General features: G+C 66.8%; 21 protein-coding genes. 4 read left to right on the top strand and 17 right to left on the bottom strand.

Features of this window, described 5'->3' with window-relative positions; all coding sequences use genetic code 11:
* Positions 1-4 precede the first annotated feature (4 nt).
* The 7 genes from CAL28_RS07375 to CAL28_RS07345 all read right to left on the bottom strand — a co-directional run bounded on the left by CAL28_RS07375 (position 5) and on the right by CAL28_RS07345 (position 7452).
* Positions 5-979, bottom strand: a complete 975-nt coding sequence (locus CAL28_RS07375; RefSeq protein ID WP_094840792.1) for a Bug family tripartite tricarboxylate transporter substrate binding protein — start codon at positions 977-979, stop codon at positions 5-7.
* Positions 980-1087: 108 nt separating this feature from the next.
* Positions 1088-2140 (bottom strand): Ldh family oxidoreductase, encoded by a 1053-nt coding sequence (locus CAL28_RS07370; RefSeq protein ID WP_094840791.1) that lies wholly within the window; start codon positions 2138-2140, stop codon positions 1088-1090.
* Between the two features lie 143 nt (positions 2141-2283).
* Entirely contained in the window at positions 2284-3255 is a 972-nt protein-coding gene (locus CAL28_RS07365; RefSeq protein ID WP_094840790.1) for an ornithine cyclodeaminase family protein, read from the bottom strand.
* 121 nt (positions 3256-3376) lie between these two features.
* A complete protein-coding gene (locus CAL28_RS07360) occupies positions 3377-4123 on the bottom strand; it encodes a maleate cis-trans isomerase family protein (protein ID WP_094840789.1) in 747 nt (248 codons plus the stop codon).
* Complete coding sequence (locus tag CAL28_RS07355; protein ID WP_094840788.1) at positions 4120-5037, bottom strand: alpha/beta fold hydrolase; 918 nt, start codon at positions 5035-5037, stop codon at positions 4120-4122. The genes CAL28_RS07360 and CAL28_RS07355 overlap by 4 nt, the downstream gene beginning before the upstream one ends.
* Before the next feature lie 9 nt (positions 5038-5046).
* Positions 5047-6009 (bottom strand): Bug family tripartite tricarboxylate transporter substrate binding protein, encoded by a 963-nt coding sequence (locus CAL28_RS07350; protein WP_094840787.1) that lies wholly within the window; start codon positions 6007-6009, stop codon positions 5047-5049.
* 51 nt (positions 6010-6060) lie between these two features.
* Positions 6061-7452 carry an MmgE/PrpD family protein gene (locus tag CAL28_RS07345; RefSeq protein ID WP_176463913.1) on the bottom strand — a complete coding sequence of 464 codons (1392 nt, stop codon included), beginning with the start codon at positions 7450-7452 and terminating at the stop codon, positions 6061-6063.
* A 366-nt stretch (positions 7453-7818) separates the two neighbouring features.
* Here CAL28_RS07345 and CAL28_RS07340 point away from each other — a divergent pair, with 366 nt between their 5' ends.
* The 4 genes from CAL28_RS07340 (at position 7819) to nirD (ending at position 12177) form a co-directional block, all read left to right on the top strand.
* Positions 7819-8370, top strand: a complete 552-nt coding sequence (locus tag CAL28_RS07340) for a GNAT family N-acetyltransferase (protein WP_094840831.1) — start codon at positions 7819-7821, stop codon at positions 8368-8370.
* A gap of 160 nt (positions 8371-8530) precedes the next feature.
* Positions 8531-9001, top strand: coding sequence for a hypothetical protein (locus tag CAL28_RS07335; protein WP_094840785.1), 471 nt, complete (start codon positions 8531-8533; stop codon positions 8999-9001).
* Between the two features lie 252 nt (positions 9002-9253).
* On the top strand, positions 9254-11812 hold the full coding sequence (nirB, locus tag CAL28_RS07330) for a nitrite reductase large subunit NirB (protein ID WP_094840784.1): 2559 nt from the start codon (positions 9254-9256) through the stop codon (positions 11810-11812).
* On the top strand, positions 11812-12177 hold the full coding sequence (gene nirD / locus CAL28_RS07325) for a nitrite reductase small subunit NirD (RefSeq protein WP_094840783.1): 366 nt from the start codon (positions 11812-11814) through the stop codon (positions 12175-12177). Before nirB ends, nirD begins: the two co-directional genes overlap by 1 nt.
* A 12-nt stretch (positions 12178-12189) precedes the next feature.
* On the opposite strand, the gene CAL28_RS07320 is transcribed toward nirD, so the two are convergent.
* From CAL28_RS07320 to CAL28_RS07275, 10 genes are all read right to left on the bottom strand, one after another.
* On the bottom strand, positions 12190-13653 hold the full coding sequence (locus CAL28_RS07320; RefSeq protein ID WP_094840782.1) for an ArnT family glycosyltransferase: 1464 nt from the start codon (positions 13651-13653) through the stop codon (positions 12190-12192).
* 84 nt (positions 13654-13737) lie between these two features.
* Positions 13738-14541, bottom strand: a complete 804-nt coding sequence (gene phnE / locus CAL28_RS07315) for a phosphonate ABC transporter, permease protein PhnE (RefSeq protein ID WP_094840781.1) — start codon at positions 14539-14541, stop codon at positions 13738-13740.
* Between the two features lie 9 nt (positions 14542-14550).
* Positions 14551-15372, bottom strand: coding sequence for a phosphonate ABC transporter ATP-binding protein (locus tag CAL28_RS07310; protein ID WP_254926037.1), 822 nt, complete (start codon positions 15370-15372; stop codon positions 14551-14553).
* 20 nt (positions 15373-15392) lie between these two features.
* Positions 15393-16289, bottom strand: coding sequence for a phosphate/phosphite/phosphonate ABC transporter substrate-binding protein (locus CAL28_RS07305; protein WP_094840780.1), 897 nt, complete (start codon positions 16287-16289; stop codon positions 15393-15395).
* A gap of 169 nt (positions 16290-16458) precedes the next feature.
* Positions 16459-17355 carry a phosphate ABC transporter permease PstA gene (pstA, locus tag CAL28_RS07300; protein ID WP_217906545.1) on the bottom strand — a complete coding sequence of 299 codons (897 nt, stop codon included), beginning with the start codon at positions 17353-17355 and terminating at the stop codon, positions 16459-16461.
* Positions 17303-18262, bottom strand: a complete 960-nt coding sequence (gene pstC, locus CAL28_RS07295; protein WP_094840778.1) for a phosphate ABC transporter permease subunit PstC — start codon at positions 18260-18262, stop codon at positions 17303-17305. Before pstC ends, pstA begins: the two co-directional genes overlap by 53 nt.
* 70 nt (positions 18263-18332) lie before the next feature.
* Positions 18333-19394: a phosphate ABC transporter substrate-binding protein PstS gene (gene pstS / locus CAL28_RS07290; RefSeq protein ID WP_094840777.1), complete on the bottom strand. Its 1062-nt coding sequence runs from the start codon at positions 19392-19394 to the stop codon at positions 18333-18335.
* 239 nt (positions 19395-19633) lie between these two features.
* Positions 19634-20599 (bottom strand): Bug family tripartite tricarboxylate transporter substrate binding protein, encoded by a 966-nt coding sequence (locus tag CAL28_RS07285; protein WP_176463912.1) that lies wholly within the window; start codon positions 20597-20599, stop codon positions 19634-19636.
* Positions 20596-21492, bottom strand: a complete 897-nt coding sequence (locus CAL28_RS07280; protein WP_094840775.1) for an isocitrate lyase/PEP mutase family protein — start codon at positions 21490-21492, stop codon at positions 20596-20598. The genes CAL28_RS07285 and CAL28_RS07280 overlap by 4 nt, the downstream gene beginning before the upstream one ends.
* Positions 21493-21545: 53 nt before the next feature.
* Entirely contained in the window at positions 21546-22466 is a 921-nt protein-coding gene (locus tag CAL28_RS07275) for an NAD(P)-dependent oxidoreductase (protein ID WP_094840774.1), read from the bottom strand.
* Between the last annotated feature and the right edge of the window lie 32 nt (positions 22467-22498).

Genomic DNA, 22498 nt, shown 5'->3' with positions numbered 1-22498 from the left:
CGTGTCATTGTTTGGGTATGTTGGCTTCCTGGATCAGCTTGCGATAGAGCTCCAGGTCGGACCGGATCTGCGCGGCGAATTCCTCCGGCGTGCCGGCCACCATATCGTTGCCGCCTTCGGTGACCAGCTTGCGCACCACGTCGGGATCGCGCGACGCCTTGACGACTTCGTCGTGCAGGCGGGCGACGATCCGCGGATCGGTACCCGCCGGCGCCAGCAGTCCCTGGAACTGGGTGATCGAAAAGCCTTTATAGCCCAACTCTTCCATGGTGGGGATATCGGGCAGGACAGCGGCGCGATGCGGTCCCGATACCGCGTAAGGCCGCAGCCGGCCGGCCTGGATCTGCGGCACCGATGTCACCACGGTATCGAAGGTGAAGGACAACTGCCCGCTCAACACGTCGGTCAGGGCCTGCGCGTTGCCCTTGTACGGCACATGCACCATCTGCGTATGCGTCATCAAGGCCAGCAGCTCGCCGGCCAGATGGCCGCCCGCGCCCACGCCGGCGGAACCGTAGCTCAGTTGTCCCGGATGCGCGCGTGCCTGCGCGACCAGGTCGTCCAGGCTGCGGATGGTGGATTTTTGCGGGACGACCAGCACGTACTGGTAGCTGGCGATCTGCGATATGGGCGCGAAGTCTTTCAGCGGATCGTAGGGCGTCTTGCGCGCATACAAGGAAGGATTCACCACCAGCGGCCCGCTGGCGTCGAGCAGCAGCGTATAGCCGTCCGGCGCGGCCTTGGCGACGAAGTCGGTGCCTATCATGCCGTTGGCGCCGGGCTTGTTCTCGACCACCAGCGCGACGCCCATGCTCATGGACATCTTCTGCGCCATGACGCGCGCGGTGATGTCGGCCGCGCCGCCCGCGACATAGGGCACGATGACGCGGATGGGCTTGCTCGGGTAGGTATCGGCGCGCGCGCCGGCACTGACCCACGCAAGCGCGAACAAGGCCAGGCATCCCAGGGTTTTACGCATGTGTCTTCTCCTTTTCATGGCGGCACGGGCCGGCGGACGACGAATCCGCTACAGCCCGCCCGCCGCCGGTCTCAGGCCGGCGTATTGACGGTTACTGACGTGGCGCCATCAGGCCGGCGCCTTGGCGGCGTGCTGGCGCAGCAGCGCCACCGTGGCGGCGTCCAGTGCGATACCTTCCCGGCGCTGGCGCGCCATCCGGCGCAGCTCGATCTCGCCGGGAACGATGACGGGCTGCCCCGGATCGGTAGGCGGGCTGTCGTGCAGGATGGCGGCGAAATCGTTCATCCGGTCGGTCAGCCACTGGGTGGACCCCAGGCGGCGGGTATCGATCAGAATGAAGAAATGCCCCAGGTTCTGCGGCTCGTCCGGTGCGTCCACCCAGGACTTCACGTGCGTCAGGTAGGCCGCGTTGGACAGCACGCCGGCGAACATGTCCACCAGCAAGGCCAGGCCGTAGCCCTTGTGGCCGCCGATGGGCAGCAGGAAGCCATCCAGGGCCGCCTTGGGGTCGGTGGTGGGACGGCCGCCCGCGTCGGTGGCCCAGGTGTCCGGTATGGACTCGCCACGCTTGAGCGCATTGCGGATCTTGGCGCGCGCCACGACGCTCATCGCCATGTCCAGCAGGAAAGGATCGCCGCCCGGATTCGGCACGCCGAAGCCCAGGGGGCTGTTGCCCAGGCGGGCGTCGCTGCCGCCCCATGGCGCGATGGTGGTGGTGGCATTGCTGCCGATGATGCTGGCGTAGCCGGCCTGCGCGGCGATCAGGCCGTATGGCGAGATCGGACCGAAATGGTTGCTGCCGCGCGCGAACGCCACCCCTACCCCGCAGGATTCGGCCGCCTCCATCGCGGCGCGCAGCGCGTGCATGCCCACCAGCGGCCCCACTCCATTGTCGCCGTCCACCAGGCGCAGGGCCGGCGCGACGGCCTGCGTGGTCACGCGGGCGCGTGCATTGATGCCCTGCACTTGCAGACGGTCGCCATACGATTCGATGCGGCTCAGGCCGTGCGTGGACAGGCCGAACAGGTCCGCCAGCACCAGGATGCGCGCCACCTCGGCGGCATCCGCTTCGGGCAGCCCCAGGCCGACGAAGGCGCGGGTTCCCAGGTCCGTCAGTTCCGCCTCGGTGAAGAGGGTTTTATCTTGTGCTTGCGCGGTCATGGCTCATCTCGTCCCAATCAAAGCAGAAGCGCCGCCTCGTACAGGCGGCACGGCGAGCATGATGCGCAAGCGCGCTTATCCGGTAAAGCGCAAATATTCGGTTAATTGATGCGTGGAACGCATCAGTCCCCGACCGTGCCGGGTCAGGGTCCGGACGGCCCCATGGGCAGGGATGTGCCCATGCCGCGTTCGCGCGCGGCGGCCAATATCGCGGCGCCCGCGTACAGGTCCTGCACCGCCATGCCGTGCGACTCGAACAATGTGATCTGCGCATCCGAGGTACGGCCGGGCCAGCGGCCGGCGACGACACCGCCCATATCGGCCAGGTTCTCCCAATAGATCAGGCCGTTTTCGTAGGCAGGCAGCAGGTCGCCGCATTCGCCTTGCGCGACCTCGCGCGAATCCACGACGATCAGGTCGGCGCGCCGCACGGTTTCCGTATCGATCTCGCGCCGGTCCAGGGCGTTGGATCCCGTCGCCGCCACGAACTGCCCGGGCTCCAGCCAGCGTCCGTCGAACAAAGGTTCGGACGCGCGCGTCATGGTGACGATGATGTCCGAGCCGCGCACCGCTTCCTCGCGCGATTGCGCCGGACGCACGCGGGCCGAGACACGCTGGGACATTTCTTCGCAGAAGGCGCGCACGCCGTCTTCGTTGCGGCCGAATACCTTGACTTCGGCGATATCCCGCACGGCGCACACGGCTTCCAGCTGCGTGCGCGCGTGGCGGCCGTAGCCGAACAGGCCCAGGATGCGCGCGTCCTGGCGCGCCAGGTAGCGTGCCGCCACGCCCGTCGCCGCCCCGGTACGTATGCGTCCCAGCCAGTCGGATTCGATGATGGCTTCGGTATTGCCCTGCTCGTAGTTCATCATGTGCAGCAGGGTATTCAGCGGCTTGCCGGGCCGGTTGTAATAGGCCTTGTAGCCGATGTAGCCGATCTCCGGCGCGGCCGCCTGCAGGATGTGCAGATGGCCGCCGGGCTGGCGCGTGCGGCGGCGCGGCACATCGAAAGCCTGGCCGCGGCCATGCGCGGAAAACGCGCGTTCGACTTCGTCGACCGCCCTGGACATCGTCAGCAGTTGACGCACGTCCGACTCGTTCAAGTAGAGCACCATGCCGGTATCCTGTTTGCAGCGGCTCGCGCCGGAAGGAAGAAAAGGAAAAGCGGACCGATCGAGTTAAGGCCACAAGGACGGGCCTGTCAAGACCGGGCTGTCAAAGGCCTGTCAAGGCCCCTCAAGGCCGTTTGGCCGCCACGCTTGCCGCGCCCAGCAGCGCGCCGCCATCGGGCGCCGTATCGCGCACGCCGATGACACGCAGCGCATTCCACATCATCGCCGTCGCGCTGGAGATCACCGGCTTGCCCAGGTCGCGTTCCAATAGGTTGATGGCATCCACCGTGGGCATGCCGACACCGCTCAGGAACAGCGCCTGCGCGTCGGGGTGGTCCACCTGCCTGCCCAGGGCGTATGCGCGCTCCGGCGTTTCGTCGTAGATGTTCACCACACCCGGCAAGATGCCGTGGGCGACCACGTTCATGCCGCAGGACTCCAGGTGCGCCTTGCCCTGCAGCGTCGTTTCCGCGTTATAGGGCGTGGCATAGGCCACGCGCTCGATTCCCAGGTGTTTGAACGCCGCCAGCACGCTGCCGAAGGCGGTAATGAACGGGATGCCATACTGCTTCTCCATGCGCGCGACCAGATCGGCCTCGCCCTGCCGGCCCAGCGTATAGCTGGTGGCGGTATGCGCCATGACGATGACGCCGGGCTTGACCATGGCCAGCAGTTCGACGTTCTCCGGGATGTGCGCGATCTGCGTGCGATTGCGGTCTTCCTGTCCCGCGTGCGCGCCGGTCAGCCCGTGGGCCACCATGCGCGTGAAGTGCAGGGACACGCCCCTGGGCACCAGTTGCTGCATCTCGGGCTCCACGGTCGGATTGCCCGGAGGAACCAGAAAGCCGATGCGGCCGCGCCATCCCATCATGATGAAATCCTTTCTATGAAACGTAGAGCGATGGCCGCGCACGCGTCGGGGTGCGTGGCGGCGATGTGATAGGAATCGGCCTGCAGCTCCACCAGTTCCGATCCCGGAATACGGGTCTGCCAGCGGCGTACTTCCGCGACCGGTTGGCGCTGGTCGTAGGCCCCCGGCTTTTCCGGCTGCACCGCCACCACGACCTGGGTGGGACAGGCGATGGACTCCAGCCGCGCGGGTTCGGCCAAGCGGGGAAACATGCGGATGCAGGCCTTCACGGTTGCCGTGGGGGCCAGGGCCATGTAGCGGGTCCACCATTGCATGGCATCCGGCGCCAGCGCCGTGCCCATGCGGCCGGGCATCGTCGCGCGCGCCCACCCTTCCACGCCCGACCGGTCGATCAGGCCCAGCCATTCATCCACCCATTTGCCCAACGCGCCACCCGGCGAAATCAGCACGCCCGCCAGGGTCAGCGAGGCCATCCAGGGCACCGCGCGTTGCGCCAGCTCCAGCCCGATCTGCGCGCCCAGTTTGGCGCCGACCACATGCACCGGCGCACCGATCCGCCGCGCCACGGCGTCGATATCGTCAGCCATGTCGGCGATCGACAGCACGTCGTGCTCGTCCACCGGCGAGGACAGCCCATGGCCGCGCAGGTCCACGCGGATGACGCGGCAACGCCGCGCCAGCTGGGGCACCCAGCCCAGGAAGGCCTCCGCGGATTCCGCCACGCCGTGCAGCAGCATCACCACCGGTGCATGGCGCCAGCCGTCGGTATAGTCGTCCACCACATAGGCGATGTCGATGCCGGGCGCCACGGCCAGGCGTTCGGAAACGTGGCGGGCCGCGGCGTAGTCCGCGAACCGGCCCATGGCGGCGGGAATCGCCGCGGACGCGTCGCGCTGTTGCTGCATGCGGGTCATCGGGATTCCTTATTGCTTGTCGATGTTGCTGTCCTTGATCACCGCCGCCCACTTGTCGATTTCCTTGTGGATCAGCGCCTCCAGGTCCTTGGCCGGCAGCGCGTGCGGATGGATGGTCTGCGCATCCAGCTTCTGCTTGACCTCGGGGTCGTTCACGGCCTGCATAAAGACCTTTTCCAGTTTGGCGGCGATATCGGGCGGCAATTTGGCCGGTCCCAGCAGACCGATCCAATACGACGTCTCGTAGCCGGGATAGCCCAGTTCCGCGATGGTGGGCACGTCGGGCAACATGGGATCGCGCTGCGCGCTGGTCACGGCCAGGACCTTCAGCTTGCCGTCCTTGACCATGCCCATCGACGTGGCATAGGCCTCGATCTTGACGTCCACCCGGCCGGCGATCAGGTCGGCCTTGGCCGGTCCCGTGCCCTGGTACGGCACGTGCACCATTTGCAGGCCCGCGTCCTTGGCCAGCATGGCCATGGCCAGATGCGGCCAGCTACCGGTGCCGGCGGACGAATACACGACCTTGCCGGGATGGGCCTTGGTATAGGCGATGAATTCCTTGAAGGTGTTGTACGGCTTGGTGTACTGCGCCAGGAATACGCCCGGATGATCGGCCATCAGCGCGATGGGAGTGAAATCCTTGACGGTATCGTAGGGAAGCTTCTCGCGCAGCGAGGCGTTCACCGCGAAGGCGGTCTGGCCCACCAGCAGCGTATAGCCATCCGGCGCTGCCTTGGCGACATAGTCGGAGCCGATGATGCTGCCCGCGCCGCCGCGATTCTCCACGATGATGTTCTGCCCCAGCAGCTCCTGCGCCTTGGCCACGACGATACGCGTGACCACGTCGGTGGAGCCGCCCGGCGGGAATGGCACGATGACGTGGATGGGGCGGTCCGGATAGGCGGCGTGCGCGGCGGTGCCGACGGCAAGCGCGGCGGCGCCCGCCGCCAAGAGGCTGGCCAGTTTCATGAATCTGTCTCCTGATAGTTATGGATGGCCCCCGGTTGCCGGGAGCCTGGGTCATTCGGCCGGACGCAGCAGCGCGGTCAGCGCCCCGATGTCCGGCACATCTTCCAGCGCCAGCACCATGCGCAACAGCGCATCGCCTTGCCGCGCCGGCATATGGGGCGCGGTCAGGCGGCGGAACTTGGCGACGATCTTGTCGGTGGTCGGCGTCAGGCTGTCCATCTCCAGCCCGGAAATCGCGTGCGCCGCGCCGGCGCAGACGACTTCCAGATCGACCCGGCCATCCTGGCCGGTCGCGGGATCGAGCAATTCGATCCGGTCCGACAACGCCAGCACCTCGGCATCGGCGGTGTTTTCGTAGTAGGCGTATTCGTCCACCGGGCGCCCCAGCAGCGCGGCGGCCACCGTGAAACGCGCGCTGATGCGCGCCTTCAGCGGCGTCTGGTACGGCGCCACGTTGGTATAGCCGGGATTGGTCAAGGTCAGCCACGGCGCGCGCAGGGTCACGCGTTCGATATGCGCCGGATCGAAGCGGTGGCGCGCGCGCAGGGTCAGCGCCAGGTGCACGGGCGTCTGCACGAAGATGCACACCGGCCGTTCCTTGTAGACCACATCGTCGATCAGGAACCGCCGGCCGAGGTCGCGCGTGGCTTCCGCGGCATGATCCGCCGTGCGGCCGAAAGCGCGGAAGTAGCCCGACTCCCCCTCGAACGCCAGCGGCGATGCCGTGGCGCCGGCCGCGGCCAGTTCCGCCGCCGATACGCCGGTACGGGCGGCCCATCCGACATTCAGCTTGACGTCCATCGTGCCGGCGCGAAAGCCCTCGCCGAAACCGGATGCGAACATGGCCGCGCATCCCAGCGCGTTGACCATGCGCGGCGCATCCAGCGCCAGCATCTTGCCCGCCGCCGCCGCCGCGCCGATCGCGCCGGCCACGCCCGTACCGCGAAACGCCGGCAACATGCCGGGCGCTCCCATGTAGGCGCGCGCCACGATGTCATAGCCCAGCACGATGGCGGTCAACAGATCGGCGCCGCTCATGGCGTGCGCTTCACCCAGCGCCATCGCGGCCGGGATGGCGACGGCGCCCGGGTGCGACTTCGCCAGGAAGTCGTCGTGGGTGCAGCCGTTGACCAGCGTCGCGTTGACGAATGCGGCGTCGACGGCCGGCAGTTGACCGGCGTACCCGATAACCGTGGCCGGGCCGCGATTGGCCTGCACGAAGCGGCGCGCCACGGCCGGCACGGGCAGCTCCCGCGCGGCAACGGCCGTCGCCAAGGCATCCAGCAGCCGCGACTTGGCGCGCGCCACGGTATCCGCGGGCAAATCGCCGAAACGGGTGTCGTGAAGGAAGGTCGCCCATTGTTCGGCGACGGTGGCGGTGCCGCCCTGCGGCGGCGCCGCGTCCGGCGGCGATCCGGCGGGTGCCGGAAGCGTTGCGTGCATTGCGCTGTCTCCTGTGCGATGCATCGGTCCGCGCGCCTGGCCGATGCCGTGTCCCGCGCGTGTCATGCCGCGCTTTTCCGATTGCCCCTGCCGGCGCGAAGAAGTGCCCCCGCATGCTCCGTCTATGCGCGTCTGTACAGCCCACGCGGGCCAACAGAACTGTTCCGCTAAACGAACTTGCTTATCGTTGAATGGACTATAGTGGGGCGCCTCGACGCTTGTCAAGGCAAGGGCGGACAGGTCCCTGCATCGATTCGAAAAAAGCCTCATCCGCTTGCACTGCACAGGCGCGTGCGCGCTCGCGGCCGGCGTACTATCCCGGCAATGGCCTTGCGCCCGGTCCCGCCTTCCAACGCTCACGCGACAATGAAACGCCTGCAACTCAAATCCGGCGCGCAGTCCGCGCCCGTCGACAACACGCCGCCCCGCTACAGCATCCTGCCCATCGCGCCCGCCCATATCGACGGCTATCGGCGGGCACTGGACACCGTGGCGCGCGAACGCCGGCATCTAAGCTTCCTGGAGGCGCCGCCGTCGGAACAGACACGCGCTTTCGTGATGAACAACATCGCGTCGCGCCATCCGCACTTCGTGGCGCTGGTCGGACGCGAGGTCGTGGGCTGGTGCGACATCGTTCCCCTGAGCCAACAGGGCTTCACCCATACCGGCGTGCTCGGCATGGGCGTTCACCCGGAGTGGCGTGGCAAAGGCATCGGCAAGGCCCTGCTTACCGCCACCCTGGCCGCCGCCGCCACGCTGCAACTCACGCGCGTCGAGCTCGAGGTCTACGCGGGCAACACGGTGGCCCGCGCGCTGTACCAGTCCTGCGGCTTCGTCGAGGAAGGCATCAAGCGCCAGGCCCGCTGCCTGGACGGGCGCTACGAAGACATTGTCATCATGGCGCGGCTGCCGGACTGAACCGGCCGTTTCCTACGACGATATCGGCGCGCACCGCGCGCGCGTCGCGCCCGCGCCGACTTACCCGTTCGCCTGCCGCGCTTAGCCTACCCGGTTTTGCGGCAGGCGCGCGCGCATTCCCCTATCTGTCGCCACGCCTGTCCCGACCAGGAAAGCTTCCATGCGGCGACAAAAATTGAAGTACGGTATCCGGGTTCTGGTATTGAGCAGTTGCCTGCTGGCAGGCTGCATGACGTCCCAGCAACGGTTCCAGCAGGGACTGCAAACCCTCCACGGCCGGCATCTGGAAATGGCCATGCAGCGGCTCGGGATACCGGTAGGCGAGGAGAATGTGGCGGGAATGCGGGTGCTCGTCTGGTCCGTCAACGAAGCACGCACCGATTACGTCACGCAATCCACCGCCGCCTCCGGGGGCCTGTACAACGGCCATAAATACAAGGACTACGGCGCGCGGATCGACGTCAAGACGCCCGTCATCGTCCAGGCCCACTGCACCGTCAGGCTGCGCGTCGGGCCAGACGATATCGTCCAGGGCAGCGACTACAGCGGCGACATGCGCACCTGCCGCCGCTATATCCACGCGCTGCACCCGGACGTCTCTCCGTTCATCCTGGACGGGGATATCCCGTAGCGGGTAGTGACGGCTCCCCCGCCCCAAACCCGTGCGCCATGCACGCCATTCGGCACCACGATGGCGCATGACGGCCGCGACGCCCCTGCCGCGCGGCTCACGGCACATGGCATGCATATTGCTTCGGTTGTAGGGCCGGGAACGGACCCGGCATTACAACTTGAGCATCACAGGCAAAGGCGCCTTCGACCTCGCGGTCGTCGGCGCCTTTTTGTCTTTCGAAAACGCAATGCCTACGCCCCGGTGACACCCATGAACGCAGCGCATCCCACGCATCCCGCCCAAACCCTGGTCGTGATCGGCAATGGCATGGTCGGCCATCATCTCGTCGAACAACTGATCGAGCAAGGCGCGCTCGACCGCTATCGCATCCTTGTCTATGGCGAGGAAAGCCGCCGCGCCTACGATCGCGTGCACCTGTCGGAATACCTTGCCGGGCGCGACGCGGAATCCATGGCGATGAGCGATGCGGCCTTCTACGAGCGTCCCGGCGTGACCTTGCGCCTGGGTACGCGCGTGCAGGAAATCGACCGCCGCAATCGCGAGATCGTCACGGATGAAGGCCGCCAGCCCTATGACAAGCTGGTGCTGGCCACGGGCTCCTTTCCGTTCGTGCCGCCCGTGGCCGGCGCCGAAGGCACGGCCGGATTGGTGTATCGCACCCTGGACGACCTGGACCTGATCCGCGAGGCGGCCGCCGGCGCCCGCCGCGGCGTGGTCGTGGGCGGCGGCCTGCTGGGCCTGGAAGCCGCCAACTCGCTGAAGACCCTGGGCCTGGAAGTGCATGTGGTGGAGTTCGCGCCGCGCCTGATGCCGGTGCAGCTGGACGATTTCGGCGGCGCCGCGCTGAAGTCGCGCATCCAGGCGCTGGGCGCCAGCGTGCACCTGTCGCGCTCCACGCAGGCGATCAAGCCCGGCTTGCGCTATCGCCACAGCATGCGATTCGCGGAAGGCGAGCCGCTGGAAACCGATCTGGTCGTGTTCTCTGCGGGTATACGGCCGCGCGACGGATTGGGACGTACCGCCGGCCTCGCGGTGGGCGAACGCGGCGGCGTCGTCATCGACGACCATTGCCGCACCAGCGACGAACATATCTATGCCGTGGGCGAATGCGCGCTGTGGAACGGCATGGTGTTCGGCCTGGTGGCGCCGGGCTACCAGATGGCGCGCACGGCCGCGGCCCATTTGTGCGGCGGCGATGCGCAACCCTTCAGCGGGGCGGATATGTCGACCAAGCTCAAGCTGCTGGGCGTGGACGTCGGCTCCATCGGCGATGCCCATGGCAAGACTGCCGGCGCGGTCAGCTATCGCTACATCGACGAAGCCGGCGCCAGCTACCGCCGCCTGGTCGTTTCCGGCGACGGCAAGCGCGTGCTGGGCGCGGTACTGGTGGGCGACAACAGCTATTACGACACCTTGCTGCAATACGCGCAAAACGGCATCGCGCCACCCGCCGATCCCGCCAGCCTGATCCTGCCGGCCGGCGAAGGCGCGCCCGCGCTGGGGCCGGACGCCCTGCCGGCCACCGCCACCATCTGCTCCTGCCACAACGTCAGCAAGGGCGCGGTCTGCGCCGCCATCGACGATGGCTGTACGGACCTCGCATCCATCAAGTCCTGCACCAAGGCATCCACCGGCTGCGGCGGATGCTCCGCCCTGCTCAAGCAGGTCTTCGAACATGAACTGTCGCGCCGTGGCGTGGCGGTCGACAAAAGCCTGTGCGAGCACTTCGCATACACGCGGCAAGAGCTCTACGGCATGGTCCGCGTCGAAGGCATCGAAAGCTTCGAGGAGCTGCTGGCGCGCCACGGACGCGGCAAAATAGGCTGCGACATCTGCAAGCCCGCCGTCGCCTCCATCCTCGCCTCCTGCTGGAACCGGCCCATCCAGGATCCCAGCCTGGTCCCGCTGCAGGATACGAACGACACCTTCATGGCCAACATGCAGAAGAACGGCACGTACTCGGTGGTGCCGCGCATCCCGGGCGGCGAAGTCACGCCGGACGGATTGCTGGCCATCGCGTCCATCGCCAAGAAGTACAACCTTTACACGAAGATCACCGGCGGCCAGCGCATCGACCTGTTCGGCGCGCAGTTGCACGAGCTGCCCGACATCTGGGAGGCGCTGATCGCCGCCGGCTTCGAGACCGGACACGCCTATGGCAAGGCCACCCGCACGGTGAAGTCCTGCGTGGGCAGCACCTGGTGCCGCTACGGCGTGCAGGACAGCGTCAGGATGGCCCTGGACATCGAAAACCGCTACAAGGGCCTGCGCGCGCCGCACAAGCTGAAGTTCGCGGTGTCCGGCTGCACGCGCGAATGCGCGGAAGCGCAAAGCAAGGATGTCGGCGTGATCGCCACCGAAAAGGGCTGGAACCTGTACGTGTGCGGCAACGGCGGCATGCGGCCGCGCCATGCGGAGCTGTTCGCCACCGATCTGGACGACGCCACCCTGATCCGCTATATCGACCGCTTCCTGATGTTCTATATCCGTACCGCGGACAAGCTGCAGCGCACGTCGGTATGGCGCGACTCCCTGGAAGGCGGCCTGGACTACCTGAAGGCCGTCATCATCGACGACAGCCTGGGATTGGGCGCCGAACTGGAAGCGCAGATGCAGCTGGTCGTCGACCGCTACGAATGCGAATGGGCGAACGCCCTGAAAGACCCGGAAAAACTCAAGCGCTTCCGCACCTTCGTGAACGACCGGCGTGCCGACCCGGACATCCGCTTCGTGCAGGAGCGCGGCCAGCCCCGGCCGGCCCGGCCGGATGAAATCCGCGCCATCCCCATCGTCGAGGAGATCGCCTGATGCATGCACCCGATACCCCCCAGGCCGGCTGGCGCCCCGTCTGCCACCGCCGCGACCTGGTCGGCAACTCCGGCGTCGTCGCCCTGGTCGACGACGCCCAGATCGCCCTGTTCTACGTCCCCGGCAACGAAGGCCAGACCCTGTACGCGATCGACAACCGCGATCCGAAGTCCGGCGCCAACGTACTGGGCCGGGGCATCGTCGGCCACCTGGGAGGAGAGCTGGTGGTGGCCTCGCCCCTGTACAAGCAGCATTTCCGCCTGCGCGATGGACTCTGCGTGGAATATCCCGAACACCGCCTGCGCACCTGGCGCGCGCGGTTCAACGGGGATGTCGTCGAAACGCTGGCGGATGCCGCGTCCTAGGCCCCGGCGGCGCTAAGGCGCGCCGCGCGGCTCGCCCGTCACGAACAACAGGCGCAGCCGGCTGACGTGGACGACGCGCGCGTCGCGCGGCAGGCGGGCGACGGCTTCGCCCTCGTCGTCGCGCGCAACCGCCACGAAAACCCGGCCGCCCGCCGGCGCGATGACATCGCCCAGCCGCTCCAACGGGACGGCCCGCGCGGTGCCGCGCGAATAGAACCGCCCCGAAAACGGCACGCGCCCGACAAAGTAAAGGGGTTCGCCGGGCGCCTGCATGGAGGCGGCCTTGGCCACCAGGCCTTTCTCCGTCTTGAACCGTTCGGGACTGAGGATCGCCGCCAGCGCCACCACCGCGAAAGCCAGCGGCACCACCGCCACGCAGGCCAGAATGGCCCTGCGCATGGCCGGCCGGGATGCGGCGGGCACGGCGGCGGCGATCAACAGCGCCACCGGCGGCAGCGCCGGCAGCACATAGGTCCAAAGGATATTGCCCGAGAAAGTAAAGAACAGGGGCGTCGCCAGCGACCAGGCCAGCAGGTAGGTCCAGCGCGTGTCGCGCAGGACCGCGGGCAGGCGCTCGCGGACGGTAGTCCAGCGCCGGCAGCGCCAGGCAAGCGCCAGCAATCCCAGGATGCCCCAGGGCAGCGACGCGACCAGCCATTGCAGCCAGATGGCCCCGTAGGCGCTGTCATGGGCCGAGCCGTACATATCGCCTTTCCATCCGGGATCCACGAAGCGGTAGAAGTGCTCGCCCAGGATGAAATAACGCAGGAAGCCGGGCGTCTTGAGTTCCGCGGCGGCATACCAGGGCAGCGCCAGCACGGCGACCAGCAGTATGCCGCCGATCCAGGGCAGGCGCCGCGCGGGGCGCGCGTCCGCGGGAGCGAAGAGCCGGCACCACAGCAGCCAGGGAACAATGGCGCCCGCCACCAGGACCACGGCGACCGGGCCCTTTGCCAACAGTCCGATGGCCAATCCAGCGAAGAAGGCATAGCCCCAGCCCCGCCCGGCCGTGTGCCGCGCCAGCAGGAACGACACCATGCTCAAGGTAACGGCGAAGGCCAGATAGGGATCGGTCAGCACCGCGCCCGCCGTCGCCGCCGGCAATAGCATGGTGCTGAAGATCAGCAGCCACCACACCGCCGCGTCGCGCGATATCATGCGGCGCGCCAGCACATGGCCCAGCCATAGCATGCCGATCATGGGCGGCAGCGATGCCAGCCGTATGGCCAATTCCGACAGGCCGAACATCTTGATGAACAGCGCCTGCATCCAGAAGGCCAGCGGCGGCTTGCCCCAGAATGGCACGTCCGGCGCGAACCAGGGCGTAATCCAATCGCCCGATGCCGCCATCAGCCGGGCGATCTCCGCATAGCGCGGTTCGGACGTATCCACGAAGGGCATCGCAGCCATGGCGAACAGGCGCAGGGCCCATATACCGGCCAGCGCCGGCCAGACCATTCGATCGACGAACCACATAAGCGCTGCCTCCCCGCATCGCATCGTTGAGGCGTAGTATCGCCGTGGGACGGGACGGCTGCCAAGGGCAGCCGGCCGGAACGGTCAACTCACGCGGCTGCGCAGGAAGGCGGACATGCGTTCGGCGCAGACCACCAGCACGAACGTCATCACCAGCAGGAACGAGACCGTCTGGTACTGGAACAGGTTCATCGCCGTCAGCAGCTGGAAGCCGATGCCGCCGGCCCCGACGAAACCCAGCACCAGCGAAGACCGCAGGTTCTCGTCGAAGCGGAACAGGCTGATGCCCAGCAGCGAGGGCAGCACGCCCGGCACCACCGCGTGCGTGAACACCTGCATCCGGCTCGCGCCGGTCAGCGTCAAGGCCTCGACGGGGCCCATATCCATGTCCTCTATCACCTCGGCGAAAAGGCGGCCCAGCATCCCCACCGAATGAACGGCCAGCGCCAGGGCCCCCGGGAAGGGTCCCAGCCCCACCGCCGTCACGAACAGCAAGGCCCACACCAGGTCGGGCACCACCCGGCATACGCCGATTACCGTCCGCGCCGCGACGTACAGCGGTCGGGATGGCGTCACGTTGGCGGCGGCCAGCACGGCCAGCGGGAAGGCCAGCAAGACGCCGAACACCGTGCCGAAGATGGCCAGGTCCACGGTTTCCAGCGCCGGCTGCAGGCTGGGCATGAACTGGTCGAAGGCGGGCGGCAGGGAGCGCGCAAGGATGTCGGCCATGCCATGCACGCCGGTGATCAGGTCCTGCGGCCGTGCCTGGACGACGATGCAGGCCTGGACGAACACGGCAATCAGCAGGATCGCCAGCAGGGCCGGATAGACGGTACGTGTCCGGGACAGGACGGGGGACGGGCCGGAAGCGGGCAGGACGCGGGACATGGATGGCAATCAGGAAGCGTAGAGGCTGGAGATGCGCTGCATGGATACCCGGGATGCGGGATCGTCGAACTGCATGCGGCCGCGCCGCAGGCCCACCAGGCGGTCGGCGTACTTCGTCGCGAGCTCCGGCTGATGCAGGACGCACACCACGGCAAGCCCGTCGTCGGTGGACAGGCGGCGCAGCAGGCGCATGACTTCGTCGGCGGCTTCCGGGTCCAGGCTGGCGACGGGTTCGTCGGCCAACAGCACATGGGGCCGCTGCGCCAGCGCGCGCGCGATGGCCACGCGCTGCGCCTGGCCGCCGGAGAGCGTGCCCGCCCGCTGGCTTGCCAGGTGCAGCAAGCCCACTTCATCCAGGAAACCCAACGCCGGTTCGACCTCGACGCGCGGTATCCGGCCGCACATCGAGGCCAGGGTGCGATGCCGTCCGAGCGTGCCGGCGCAGACATTGGCCAGGACGCTGCGGCGCTTGACCAGGTTCGCGTTCTGCGAAATCAACGCGATCGGCATGCGCGCTGCCCGCAGCGCCTTGCCCGTCAACGTCGCGAGATCGCGTCCGGCAACCTCGACCGAGCCGCCGGTGGGCCGGTTCAGGCCCACCACGCACTTCATGAAGGTCGATTTGCCGCAGCCGTTGCTGCCCAGGATCACCACCATCTCGCCGGCCCGCACCGACAGGTCGAAGCGATCCAGCGCCAGATGCCCATCGGCATAGCGCATCGAGAGCTCGCGCACCGTCAGGCGTCCGTGGCGATCCGCGGCCATGGACCGCTCGAACGCCGAGGGGCCCGGACCGGAGCCCAGCAGCGTAGCGTCCAGGGCCATTTCCATAGGGGTTGCGTGTCCTAGGCTCATAGCTTGGTCAGGTCTATTTTCAGCGTCGATACCAGATCGCGGATCAGGTTGTAGGAATCGTCCGTCTGCGGCACCGTCTTCAGCGCGGGGGTCGCGTTGGCGGCCAGGAACTTCTGGTCGGCCTCGGGCAATTCGCGGAAGTCCAGCGATTGCAGGACGGCGGTCAGCCTGGCCTTGAAGTCCGCCGGCAGGTCGCCGCGCACCACCAGCGGATCCAGAGGAATCTCATCGGATTTCCACAAGGTCACGAAGCCCTTCGGATCGTATTCGTTGTGCAGCTTGGCGCTGGAAATCTCTTCGCTGTTCAGCTCGCCGGATTGCACCTTGTGGTTGCGCAGTGCCTCGTAGGAAGCGGTATGGCTGCCCGCGTAGATCGCCTTGACGCCATGATCCGGATCGATACCGTTCTTGCGCAGGCCGTAGGCGGGAAACAGGTGGCCCGAAGTCGAAGCCGGATCCGAATAGGCAAACGATTTGCCCTTGACGTCGGCGATCGTGGAGATGCCCGAGCCGGGCCAGGTCACGATCGAGGCATAGTAGGTCGCCGGCTTGCCGTTCGGGCCGACGAAACTGGCGACGGCCTGCGCCTGCGCCACCTGGTGCGCCAGGACGTAGCCCAGCGGGCCGAACTGCGCGAACTCCAGCTTCTTGTTGCGCATGGCCTCGATCTCGGCGTTGTAGCTCGTCGCGAGGTAGAGCGTCACGTCGCAGCCGATCTTGCTCCCTATCAGCTTCGCCAGGTCGGTATACACGGGCAGCAGGCGCTGCGAGGACTCGTAGGGCTCGACACCGAAGCGGACGGGGCCATCCACGGGACAGGTGCCGGCGGCGTGCGCGCCGTTGGCCAGGCCGCAGAAGAGCGCGAGGGTGGCGGAGATTTTCAGGAGTTTCATGATGGGCGGGAAATGGACGGGTGGAGTAAGGCAATGGCGAATCGCGATCTACTTTAGGCGCGGAAAATGATGGCAAGGTGACAACGTCCGGTCATACGTCTCATATATATTCCCGCGCGCGCGCGAGCCGACACGAAACCGCAACATTCGCCACGCGGCGGCCGCATCGTCAGCCACCGCGCCTGCGCAACAGCACCCTGGCCAGGATTTTGATGGCCAGCACCACCGCCACCACCAGCACCGCCGCGGCATAGGCGAGCGCATGCGCCGAAGGAAACGGCTGGTTGATGAAACTCCAGATGACATAGGTCAGGTAGCCGATGGGCTCCTGCGTCAGCCTGCCGGTCCACAGATAGTTGGACCACCCGACGGTGTAGATCAGCGGCGCGGTCTCGCCCACCGAGATCGCCAGCGACAGCAGAATGCCGGTAACGACGCCGGAGCGCGCGGCGGGAAGCAGGATGCGCAGCGTGGCGACGTATTCCCGGCAACCCAGCGCGTACGCGGACTCGCGCAGCGCCGGCGGATTCTGCCGCATGGAAAGCTCGGTGAAGCGGACGATGTAGGGCAGCACCAGAACGCCCAGCGTGATCACGCCCGCCAGGACGGAAAATTGCCAACCCAGCCAGACCACCATCGTGATGTAGCTGACGTAGCCCAACACGATGGAAGGCACCCCCACCAGCACGTCCGCCAGGAAGCGCACGATGGCGGCCCATGCGCCGTGGCCGTGCTCGGCCAGGTAGATGCCGGCCGCCACGCCGGCCGGCGCGGCCCACGCCAGCGCGCCCAGGCTGAGCACCAGCGTGCCTTCGATCGCGTTCAGCAGGCCGCCGCTGATGCCGTTCGTGACTTCGGTGAAGACGCTCCAGGTCAGCGCGTCGGCGCCGCGCGCGAACACCGTCCACAATATGCTGGCCAGCGGAAGGACCACCAGCGCGAATGCCACCAGGCACAGCAGTGTGAAGACGGCATCGCCGCGACGGCGCGCGGCCGCCATGGCGGGGAAGCGCTCACGCGTTGGCGCCGGCGAGAGCGTGTCGGGTAAGAAGGCGTGCGATGACATTGACGATGACCGAAATGACCAGCAGAACCAACGCGATCTCCGCCAGCGACCGCACGGCCATGCCGCTGGGGTCCTGCAGGGCGCTGTCCAGCTGCGAGGCGATGAAGGCCGCCATGCTGGTGATGGGGCTGTAGAGGGTATTGGGCAGATAGTTCAGCGCCCCGCCGCTGACCATGAGTACCGCCATGGTCTCGCCCAGCGCCCGCCCCATGGCCAGCATCGCGGAGCCGATCAAGGGCACGCGCACGGCCGGCAGCAGGATCTTGCGCACCATTTCGGTCCGCGTGGCGCCCAGCGCCATGGTCGATTCGCGCAGCTCGCGCGGCACCCGCTGCATGGCTTCCAGCAAGGTACTCGAAATGACGGGCAGCACCATCAGCACCAGGACCAGGCCGGCCGTCAACAGGCCATAGCCGGAGCCGGCGCGCGCCGAAAGGAACGGAACGAAGAAAAAGACCTTGGCGATCAGGGGCGCGATGTTCCTGTAGACCAGCGGCGCCAGCACTTCCAGGCCCCACAGGCCGTAGACGACGCTGGGGACCATGGCCAGGACCTCGACGATCTGCGCGAAGACATGGCGCACCGCCGGCGGCGTGTATTCGGAGACGAACAGCCCCACCCCGATCCCCATGGGCACCGCGATGACCAGCGCAATGGCGGAGCTGGCCAGCGTACCGACGATAAACACCCAGATGCCGTAATGCGCGCCGGCCGGGACCGCCTGTCCATCCCGCATCACGGGATCGGCGTACAGATTGCCCAGGCTCCAGGTATCGGAGACCAGGAAATGCAGGCCATTGAAGCGGATCGCCGGCCACGCATAGACGGCAAGGAAGACGAACAGGGACAACAGCGCCAGCGGCACGAGCGCGGCGAAGCATCCAAGACCGATACGGAAGAGTCGCATGAAAGGACGCCGGCGCCGCCCCGCGCGGATGACGTCGCGACGTCATCCGGCATGGGCGGCTTATGGGCAGTTACTGGATCTTCAGGATCTGGTCGCGGCTCAGGTCGGCGATCTTGGACGGCAGCGGCACGAAGCGCACGGCGTTCAGGTATTGATCGGAATTGCCGCCGGTCGCGCTGATGCTCCAGTTCAGGAACTGCTTCAAGGCGCTGGCGGCGGCGGCGTTGGCCTGGTGCGTATTGACGATGGCGTACTCGTAGTTGACGATGGGGTAGGAGTTCTCGCCCGGCGCGAAGATCAGGCTCAATCGCTCGTCCTTGGGCGTCTTCGCGGCCATCGCGGCGGCCGCCGCATTGACGGTGGCGGTGGTCGGCAGCAGGTACTTTCCGGAATGGTTCTTCAGCATCGCGGTGCCCAGGCCGGCCTCGTCGATCTGCTGATGGAAGCTCACCCCGATATAGGCGATGGAATACGGGGTTTGCTGGGCGGCCTGGACCATGCCGGGATTGCCGTTGGCGCCGACCGCGCCCTGCACGGCGGGCCAGCTCACCGACGTGCCGTAGCCGGCGGCATTCTTCCATGCCGGCGTGGTGAACGCCAGATACTGCGTGAAGATGAAGGTATCGCCGCTGCCGTCGGCCCGATGGATGGTGACGATGGGATGATCGGGCAGCTGCACGCCGGGATTCAGCGCGGCGATCTTCGCATCGTTCCAGTTCTTGATCGAACCGTCATAGATGCCGGCCAGCACCGGCCCGTCCAGCTTCAAATGCGTACCGTTCAGGCCGGGCAGGTTGTAGTTCACGGTCTGCGCCGAAATCGCCAGCGGGATGTTGACGATGTTCGGGTTCTGCTTCATCTGCGCATCGCTCATGTATGCGTCGGAAGCGCCGATCTGCGCCACGCCCGAGATCGCCTGCGCGATCCCGGTACCGCTGCCCGTCCCTTGTGTGGTGATCTTCACATCGGGATTGGCCTGCGTATACGCGGGCACCCACAGATTGAACAGCGGATACAGCAGCGTGGAGCCGGTTTCCAGCAGGTTGGTCTGGGCGGCGTGCGCGCCGCAGCTTACGGCGAGGGTGGCCGCGGCGATCAGCTGCTTGAAAGGAAGGCGTCGTGTGGTCGTCATGTCGAGCTCTCTTCGTTTTGATGGATGCCGGCGCAACAGCGCTGGCCATGAATCGAGCGCAACTTCAACACGAGCCGATGACGAGTCCGTGAACTTTTGTTTTCACGAAACTGAATCGTCCGCCGGCGGGCGGACGGGCATCCGCGGTGCGCGTGTCCCGACGCGCGCACCGCGAAAAAAGGAGATTTATTGAAGATCGGCCGCCGCCCCGGGCGCCTTCCCTCGCGGCAGCGAGAACGCTACTGGGTCAGGTGGCTGGACAGCTTGTCGACGGTGGCCTGCGCGCGCTTGACGGTCGCGGCGAATTCCTCCGGCGAGCTTCCCACCGGCTGGATCAACAGCGGCTGCAGCACTTTCAGGACTTGCGGATCCCTGGCGGCCAGGCGCATGCCGTCCGCAATCCTGCCGACGACGGCATCGGGCGTCTTTGCCGGAACGAAGATGCCATACCAGTTATTGGTGAAATCCACGTCGCCCAGGCCGCTCTCGGCATAGGTGGGGACATCCGGGACTTCCGGCAGCCGCTTGTCGCTGCTGAGTGCCAGGATTTTCATGGTGCCGGCCTTGTGATGCGGCACCACGGACGAGAGCCCTGTGACGACCATCGTGACCCGGCCGCCGATGATGTCATTGACGGCCGCCGACGTGCCGGCATAGCGCACGTTGGTCATGTCCTTAAGGCCCATTTTCTCCACCAGCCCCGTCCCCGCCAGCAAGGTAAACGGCTCGCCGCTGGCCCAGCTGCAGCGCGCGGCACTCTTGGCGCACGCTTTCTTCAGATCGTCGATCGTCCGGATGTCGGTTCCGCCCTTCACGACGATGCCGGTGGGACCCGATGCCAGCATGCTGACGGGACGCAATTCCACCAGCGGATCGGCGTCCATCGCCTTGTTGATGTACTTCAGCGCCGCGATGGCCGGGATCGAGATGAGCAGCGTGTAGCCATCCGGCGCTGCCCGCATGACCTGCCGGGTGGCGATCATGCCGTCCGCGCCGGGCTTGTTCTCGACGATGACGGGTTGCTTCCAGTACTGCGACAGGAAGTTCGCGGCGGCGCGCGCGATATTGTCGCTGCCCCCGCCCGGCGAATATGGCACGACCAGGGTCACGGGCTTGTCCGGGAAACTGTCGGCCTGGGCCTGTACCGCCGTACCGATGAACCCCAGCGTGGAGGCGATGAACGCTGCGATGATACGTTGCTTCATGGTTTGTCTCCAATGAAACCCTGGACGGCATAGCGGGATTCTTCCCGCGCGATACGATCCAGGCCGACGAAGCCGTTGAAGTCCTCGAAGGACGTCAGGCGGTCCGCGATGGCGTTGGTGGAGCATCCTTCGCGCATGAAGGTCTCCATCATTTCCTTGACGGCCTTGTGCATGGCGAGCATGGGTTCGACCGGGCACAGCGCATAGTCGAAGCCGATATCGTGGATCTCCTTCAGCGACAGATAGGGACTTTTGCCGGATCGCACCATGTTGAACAGGATGGGTTTGCCCAGCGGCTTCAACCGGCGCACGATCTCTCGCATCTGTTCGACGCTTTCCGGTGCGTCGGCGTACAGGCCGTCGACGCCGGTCTCCGAATACGCCTCCAGGCGATCCAGCGCATCGGCAAGCCCCGTGACGGCGATCGCGTCGGTGCGCGCCACGACGAAGAAGTTCGGGTCGGTGCGCGCGTCCAGCATGGCGCGCAGCTTCTGCGTCATCTCCTCTTTGGAAACCAGTTGCTTGCCGGCGAAGTGCCCGCACCGCTTGGGCACCGCCTGGTCTTCCAGGTGCAGGACGGAGGCTCCGGCCTCTTCCCACAGCTGGATGGTGCGCTGGGCATCGAGCACACCGCCGTAGCCGGTATCGGCGTCGGCGAACACGGGGATGCTGGTCACGCGGCAGATGCGGCGGATATGGTCGAACATCTCCGTCTGCGACAACAGCCCCACGTCCGGCTTGCCGGCCACGATGGCCGACGCGACGAAGCCGCTGACATAAATGGCCGGCGCGCCGGCCTGTTCGGCCAGCATGGCGGTCACGGCGTCGTGGGCCCCCATGCAGACGAACGGCGGTTTCCTGAGCAGTTCGCGAAATCGTTCAGAACGGGTCAAAGCAGTCTCCTCGTGGTGGTTTTTTTATTGCCGGCCGGCACGCATGCCGTGCCTCAGCCCTTGCCCGCCGCCTTGCCGCGGACCTCCACGCCCGCGGCCTGCTCGGCCAGGCGCACGATCTCGGTCATGTCGGCCTGGTCGCCCAGGCGCGCCACCGCGTCATCGAGCAGCTCGCGCACGGCGCGGCCGACGCGCAGCGGTACGCCGATCGCCTCGCTTTCCGCCAGGCACAGGCCGACATCCTTGGCGGACAGCCCCATGGCGAAGCCGAAGCCGAAGCTGCGGCTCAGGACGTACTTCGGAATCTTGTCTTCCGACGAGTTGCTGCGACCCGATCCGGAATTGATGACCTGCACCATGATGTCCGGGTCCAGTCCCGCCTTGACGCCCATCACCAGCGCTTCGGACGTGACCGCCAGCGCGGTCACCGAGACCAGGTTGTTGATCACCTTCATGGTCTGCGCCAGCCCGGGCTGTTCGCCGATGTAGAAGGACTTTCCCAATACCTCCAGCACCGGACCCAGCGTATCGCAGGCCTCCTTCGGCCCGGATAGCATCAAGGCCAGGGTGCCCTTGGCCGCGCCCCCTATTCCCCCGCTGACCGGGCAATCCACCGACGCGATCCCGTGTTCGCCCAGGCCTCGCGCCAGGCGTTGCGCCGCCTGGGCGCCCGACGTCGAAAGGTCGACGACGATGCGTACCGCCTTGCCATGCATCAGCCCCTCGGCCCCCAGCGCGACCTCGGTGACGATATCCGGTTTCGGCAACGAGACCAGCACGATGGACGCCGCGTCGGCCACCGCCCGCGGTGTGTCCGCGGCGCGGGCACCCAGCGCCACCAGGTCCTGTACCGCCTCGGCCTGCCTGTCGTGGATCGTTAGCGGGAAACCGGCTTCCAGCAGGCGCCGCGCCATGGGCGTTCCCATGCGGCCGATGCCCACGAAGCCCAGATGGGGTTTTGCCTTATCGTTCATCGTCGTCTCCATTCATTGCGATAGGTACAGGT

Source organism: Bordetella genomosp. 11 (assembly GCF_002261215.1).
In the GTDB taxonomy this organism is placed as follows: Bacteria; Pseudomonadota; Gammaproteobacteria; order Burkholderiales; family Burkholderiaceae_B; genus Bordetella_C.
The sequence above is the reverse complement of the archived record's forward strand: the minus strand, read 5'-3'. Positions and strand labels throughout refer to the sequence as shown.

What these genes read in the sequence shown, in the direction of transcription:
- CAL28_RS07375 (WP_094840792.1), bottom strand. Translation starts at nt 979, where the DNA reads ATGCGTAAAACCCTGGGATGCCTGGCCTTGTTCGCGCTTGCGTGGGTC.
- CAL28_RS07370 (WP_094840791.1), bottom strand. Translation starts at nt 2,140, where the DNA reads ATGACCGCGCAAGCACAAGATAAAACCCTCTTCACCGAGGCGGAACTG.
- CAL28_RS07365 (WP_094840790.1), bottom strand. Translation starts at nt 3,255, where the DNA reads ATGGTGCTCTACTTGAACGAGTCGGACGTGCGTCAACTGCTGACGATG.
- CAL28_RS07360 (WP_094840789.1), bottom strand. Translation starts at nt 4,123, where the DNA reads ATGATGGGATGGCGCGGCCGCATCGGCTTTCTGGTTCCTCCGGGCAAT.
- CAL28_RS07355 (WP_094840788.1), bottom strand. Translation starts at nt 5,037, where the DNA reads ATGACCCGCATGCAGCAACAGCGCGACGCGTCCGCGGCGATTCCCGCC.
- CAL28_RS07350 (WP_094840787.1), bottom strand. Translation starts at nt 6,009, where the DNA reads ATGAAACTGGCCAGCCTCTTGGCGGCGGGCGCCGCCGCGCTTGCCGTC.
- CAL28_RS07345 (WP_176463913.1), bottom strand. Translation starts at nt 7,452, where the DNA reads ATGCACGCAACGCTTCCGGCACCCGCCGGATCGCCGCCGGACGCGGCG.
- CAL28_RS07340 (WP_094840831.1), top strand. Translation starts at nt 7,819, where the DNA reads ATGAAACGCCTGCAACTCAAATCCGGCGCGCAGTCCGCGCCCGTCGAC.
- CAL28_RS07335 (WP_094840785.1), top strand. Translation starts at nt 8,531, where the DNA reads ATGCGGCGACAAAAATTGAAGTACGGTATCCGGGTTCTGGTATTGAGC.
- nirB (WP_094840784.1), top strand. Translation starts at nt 9,254, where the DNA reads ATGAACGCAGCGCATCCCACGCATCCCGCCCAAACCCTGGTCGTGATC.
- nirD (WP_094840783.1), top strand. Translation starts at nt 11,812, where the DNA reads ATGCATGCACCCGATACCCCCCAGGCCGGCTGGCGCCCCGTCTGCCAC.
- CAL28_RS07320 (WP_094840782.1), bottom strand. Translation starts at nt 13,653, where the DNA reads ATGTGGTTCGTCGATCGAATGGTCTGGCCGGCGCTGGCCGGTATATGG.
- phnE (WP_094840781.1), bottom strand. Translation starts at nt 14,541, where the DNA reads ATGTCCCGCGTCCTGCCCGCTTCCGGCCCGTCCCCCGTCCTGTCCCGG.
- CAL28_RS07310 (WP_254926037.1), bottom strand. Translation starts at nt 15,372, where the DNA reads ATGGAAATGGCCCTGGACGCTACGCTGCTGGGCTCCGGTCCGGGCCCC.
- CAL28_RS07305 (WP_094840780.1), bottom strand. Translation starts at nt 16,289, where the DNA reads ATGAAACTCCTGAAAATCTCCGCCACCCTCGCGCTCTTCTGCGGCCTG.
- pstA (WP_217906545.1), bottom strand. Translation starts at nt 17,355, where the DNA reads ATGTCATCGCACGCCTTCTTACCCGACACGCTCTCGCCGGCGCCAACG.
- pstC (WP_094840778.1), bottom strand. Translation starts at nt 18,262, where the DNA reads ATGCGACTCTTCCGTATCGGTCTTGGATGCTTCGCCGCGCTCGTGCCG.
- pstS (WP_094840777.1), bottom strand. Translation starts at nt 19,394, where the DNA reads ATGACGACCACACGACGCCTTCCTTTCAAGCAGCTGATCGCCGCGGCC.
- CAL28_RS07285 (WP_176463912.1), bottom strand. Translation starts at nt 20,599, where the DNA reads ATGAAGCAACGTATCATCGCAGCGTTCATCGCCTCCACGCTGGGGTTC.
- CAL28_RS07275 (WP_094840774.1), bottom strand. Translation starts at nt 22,466, where the DNA reads ATGAACGATAAGGCAAAACCCCATCTGGGCTTCGTGGGCATCGGCCGC.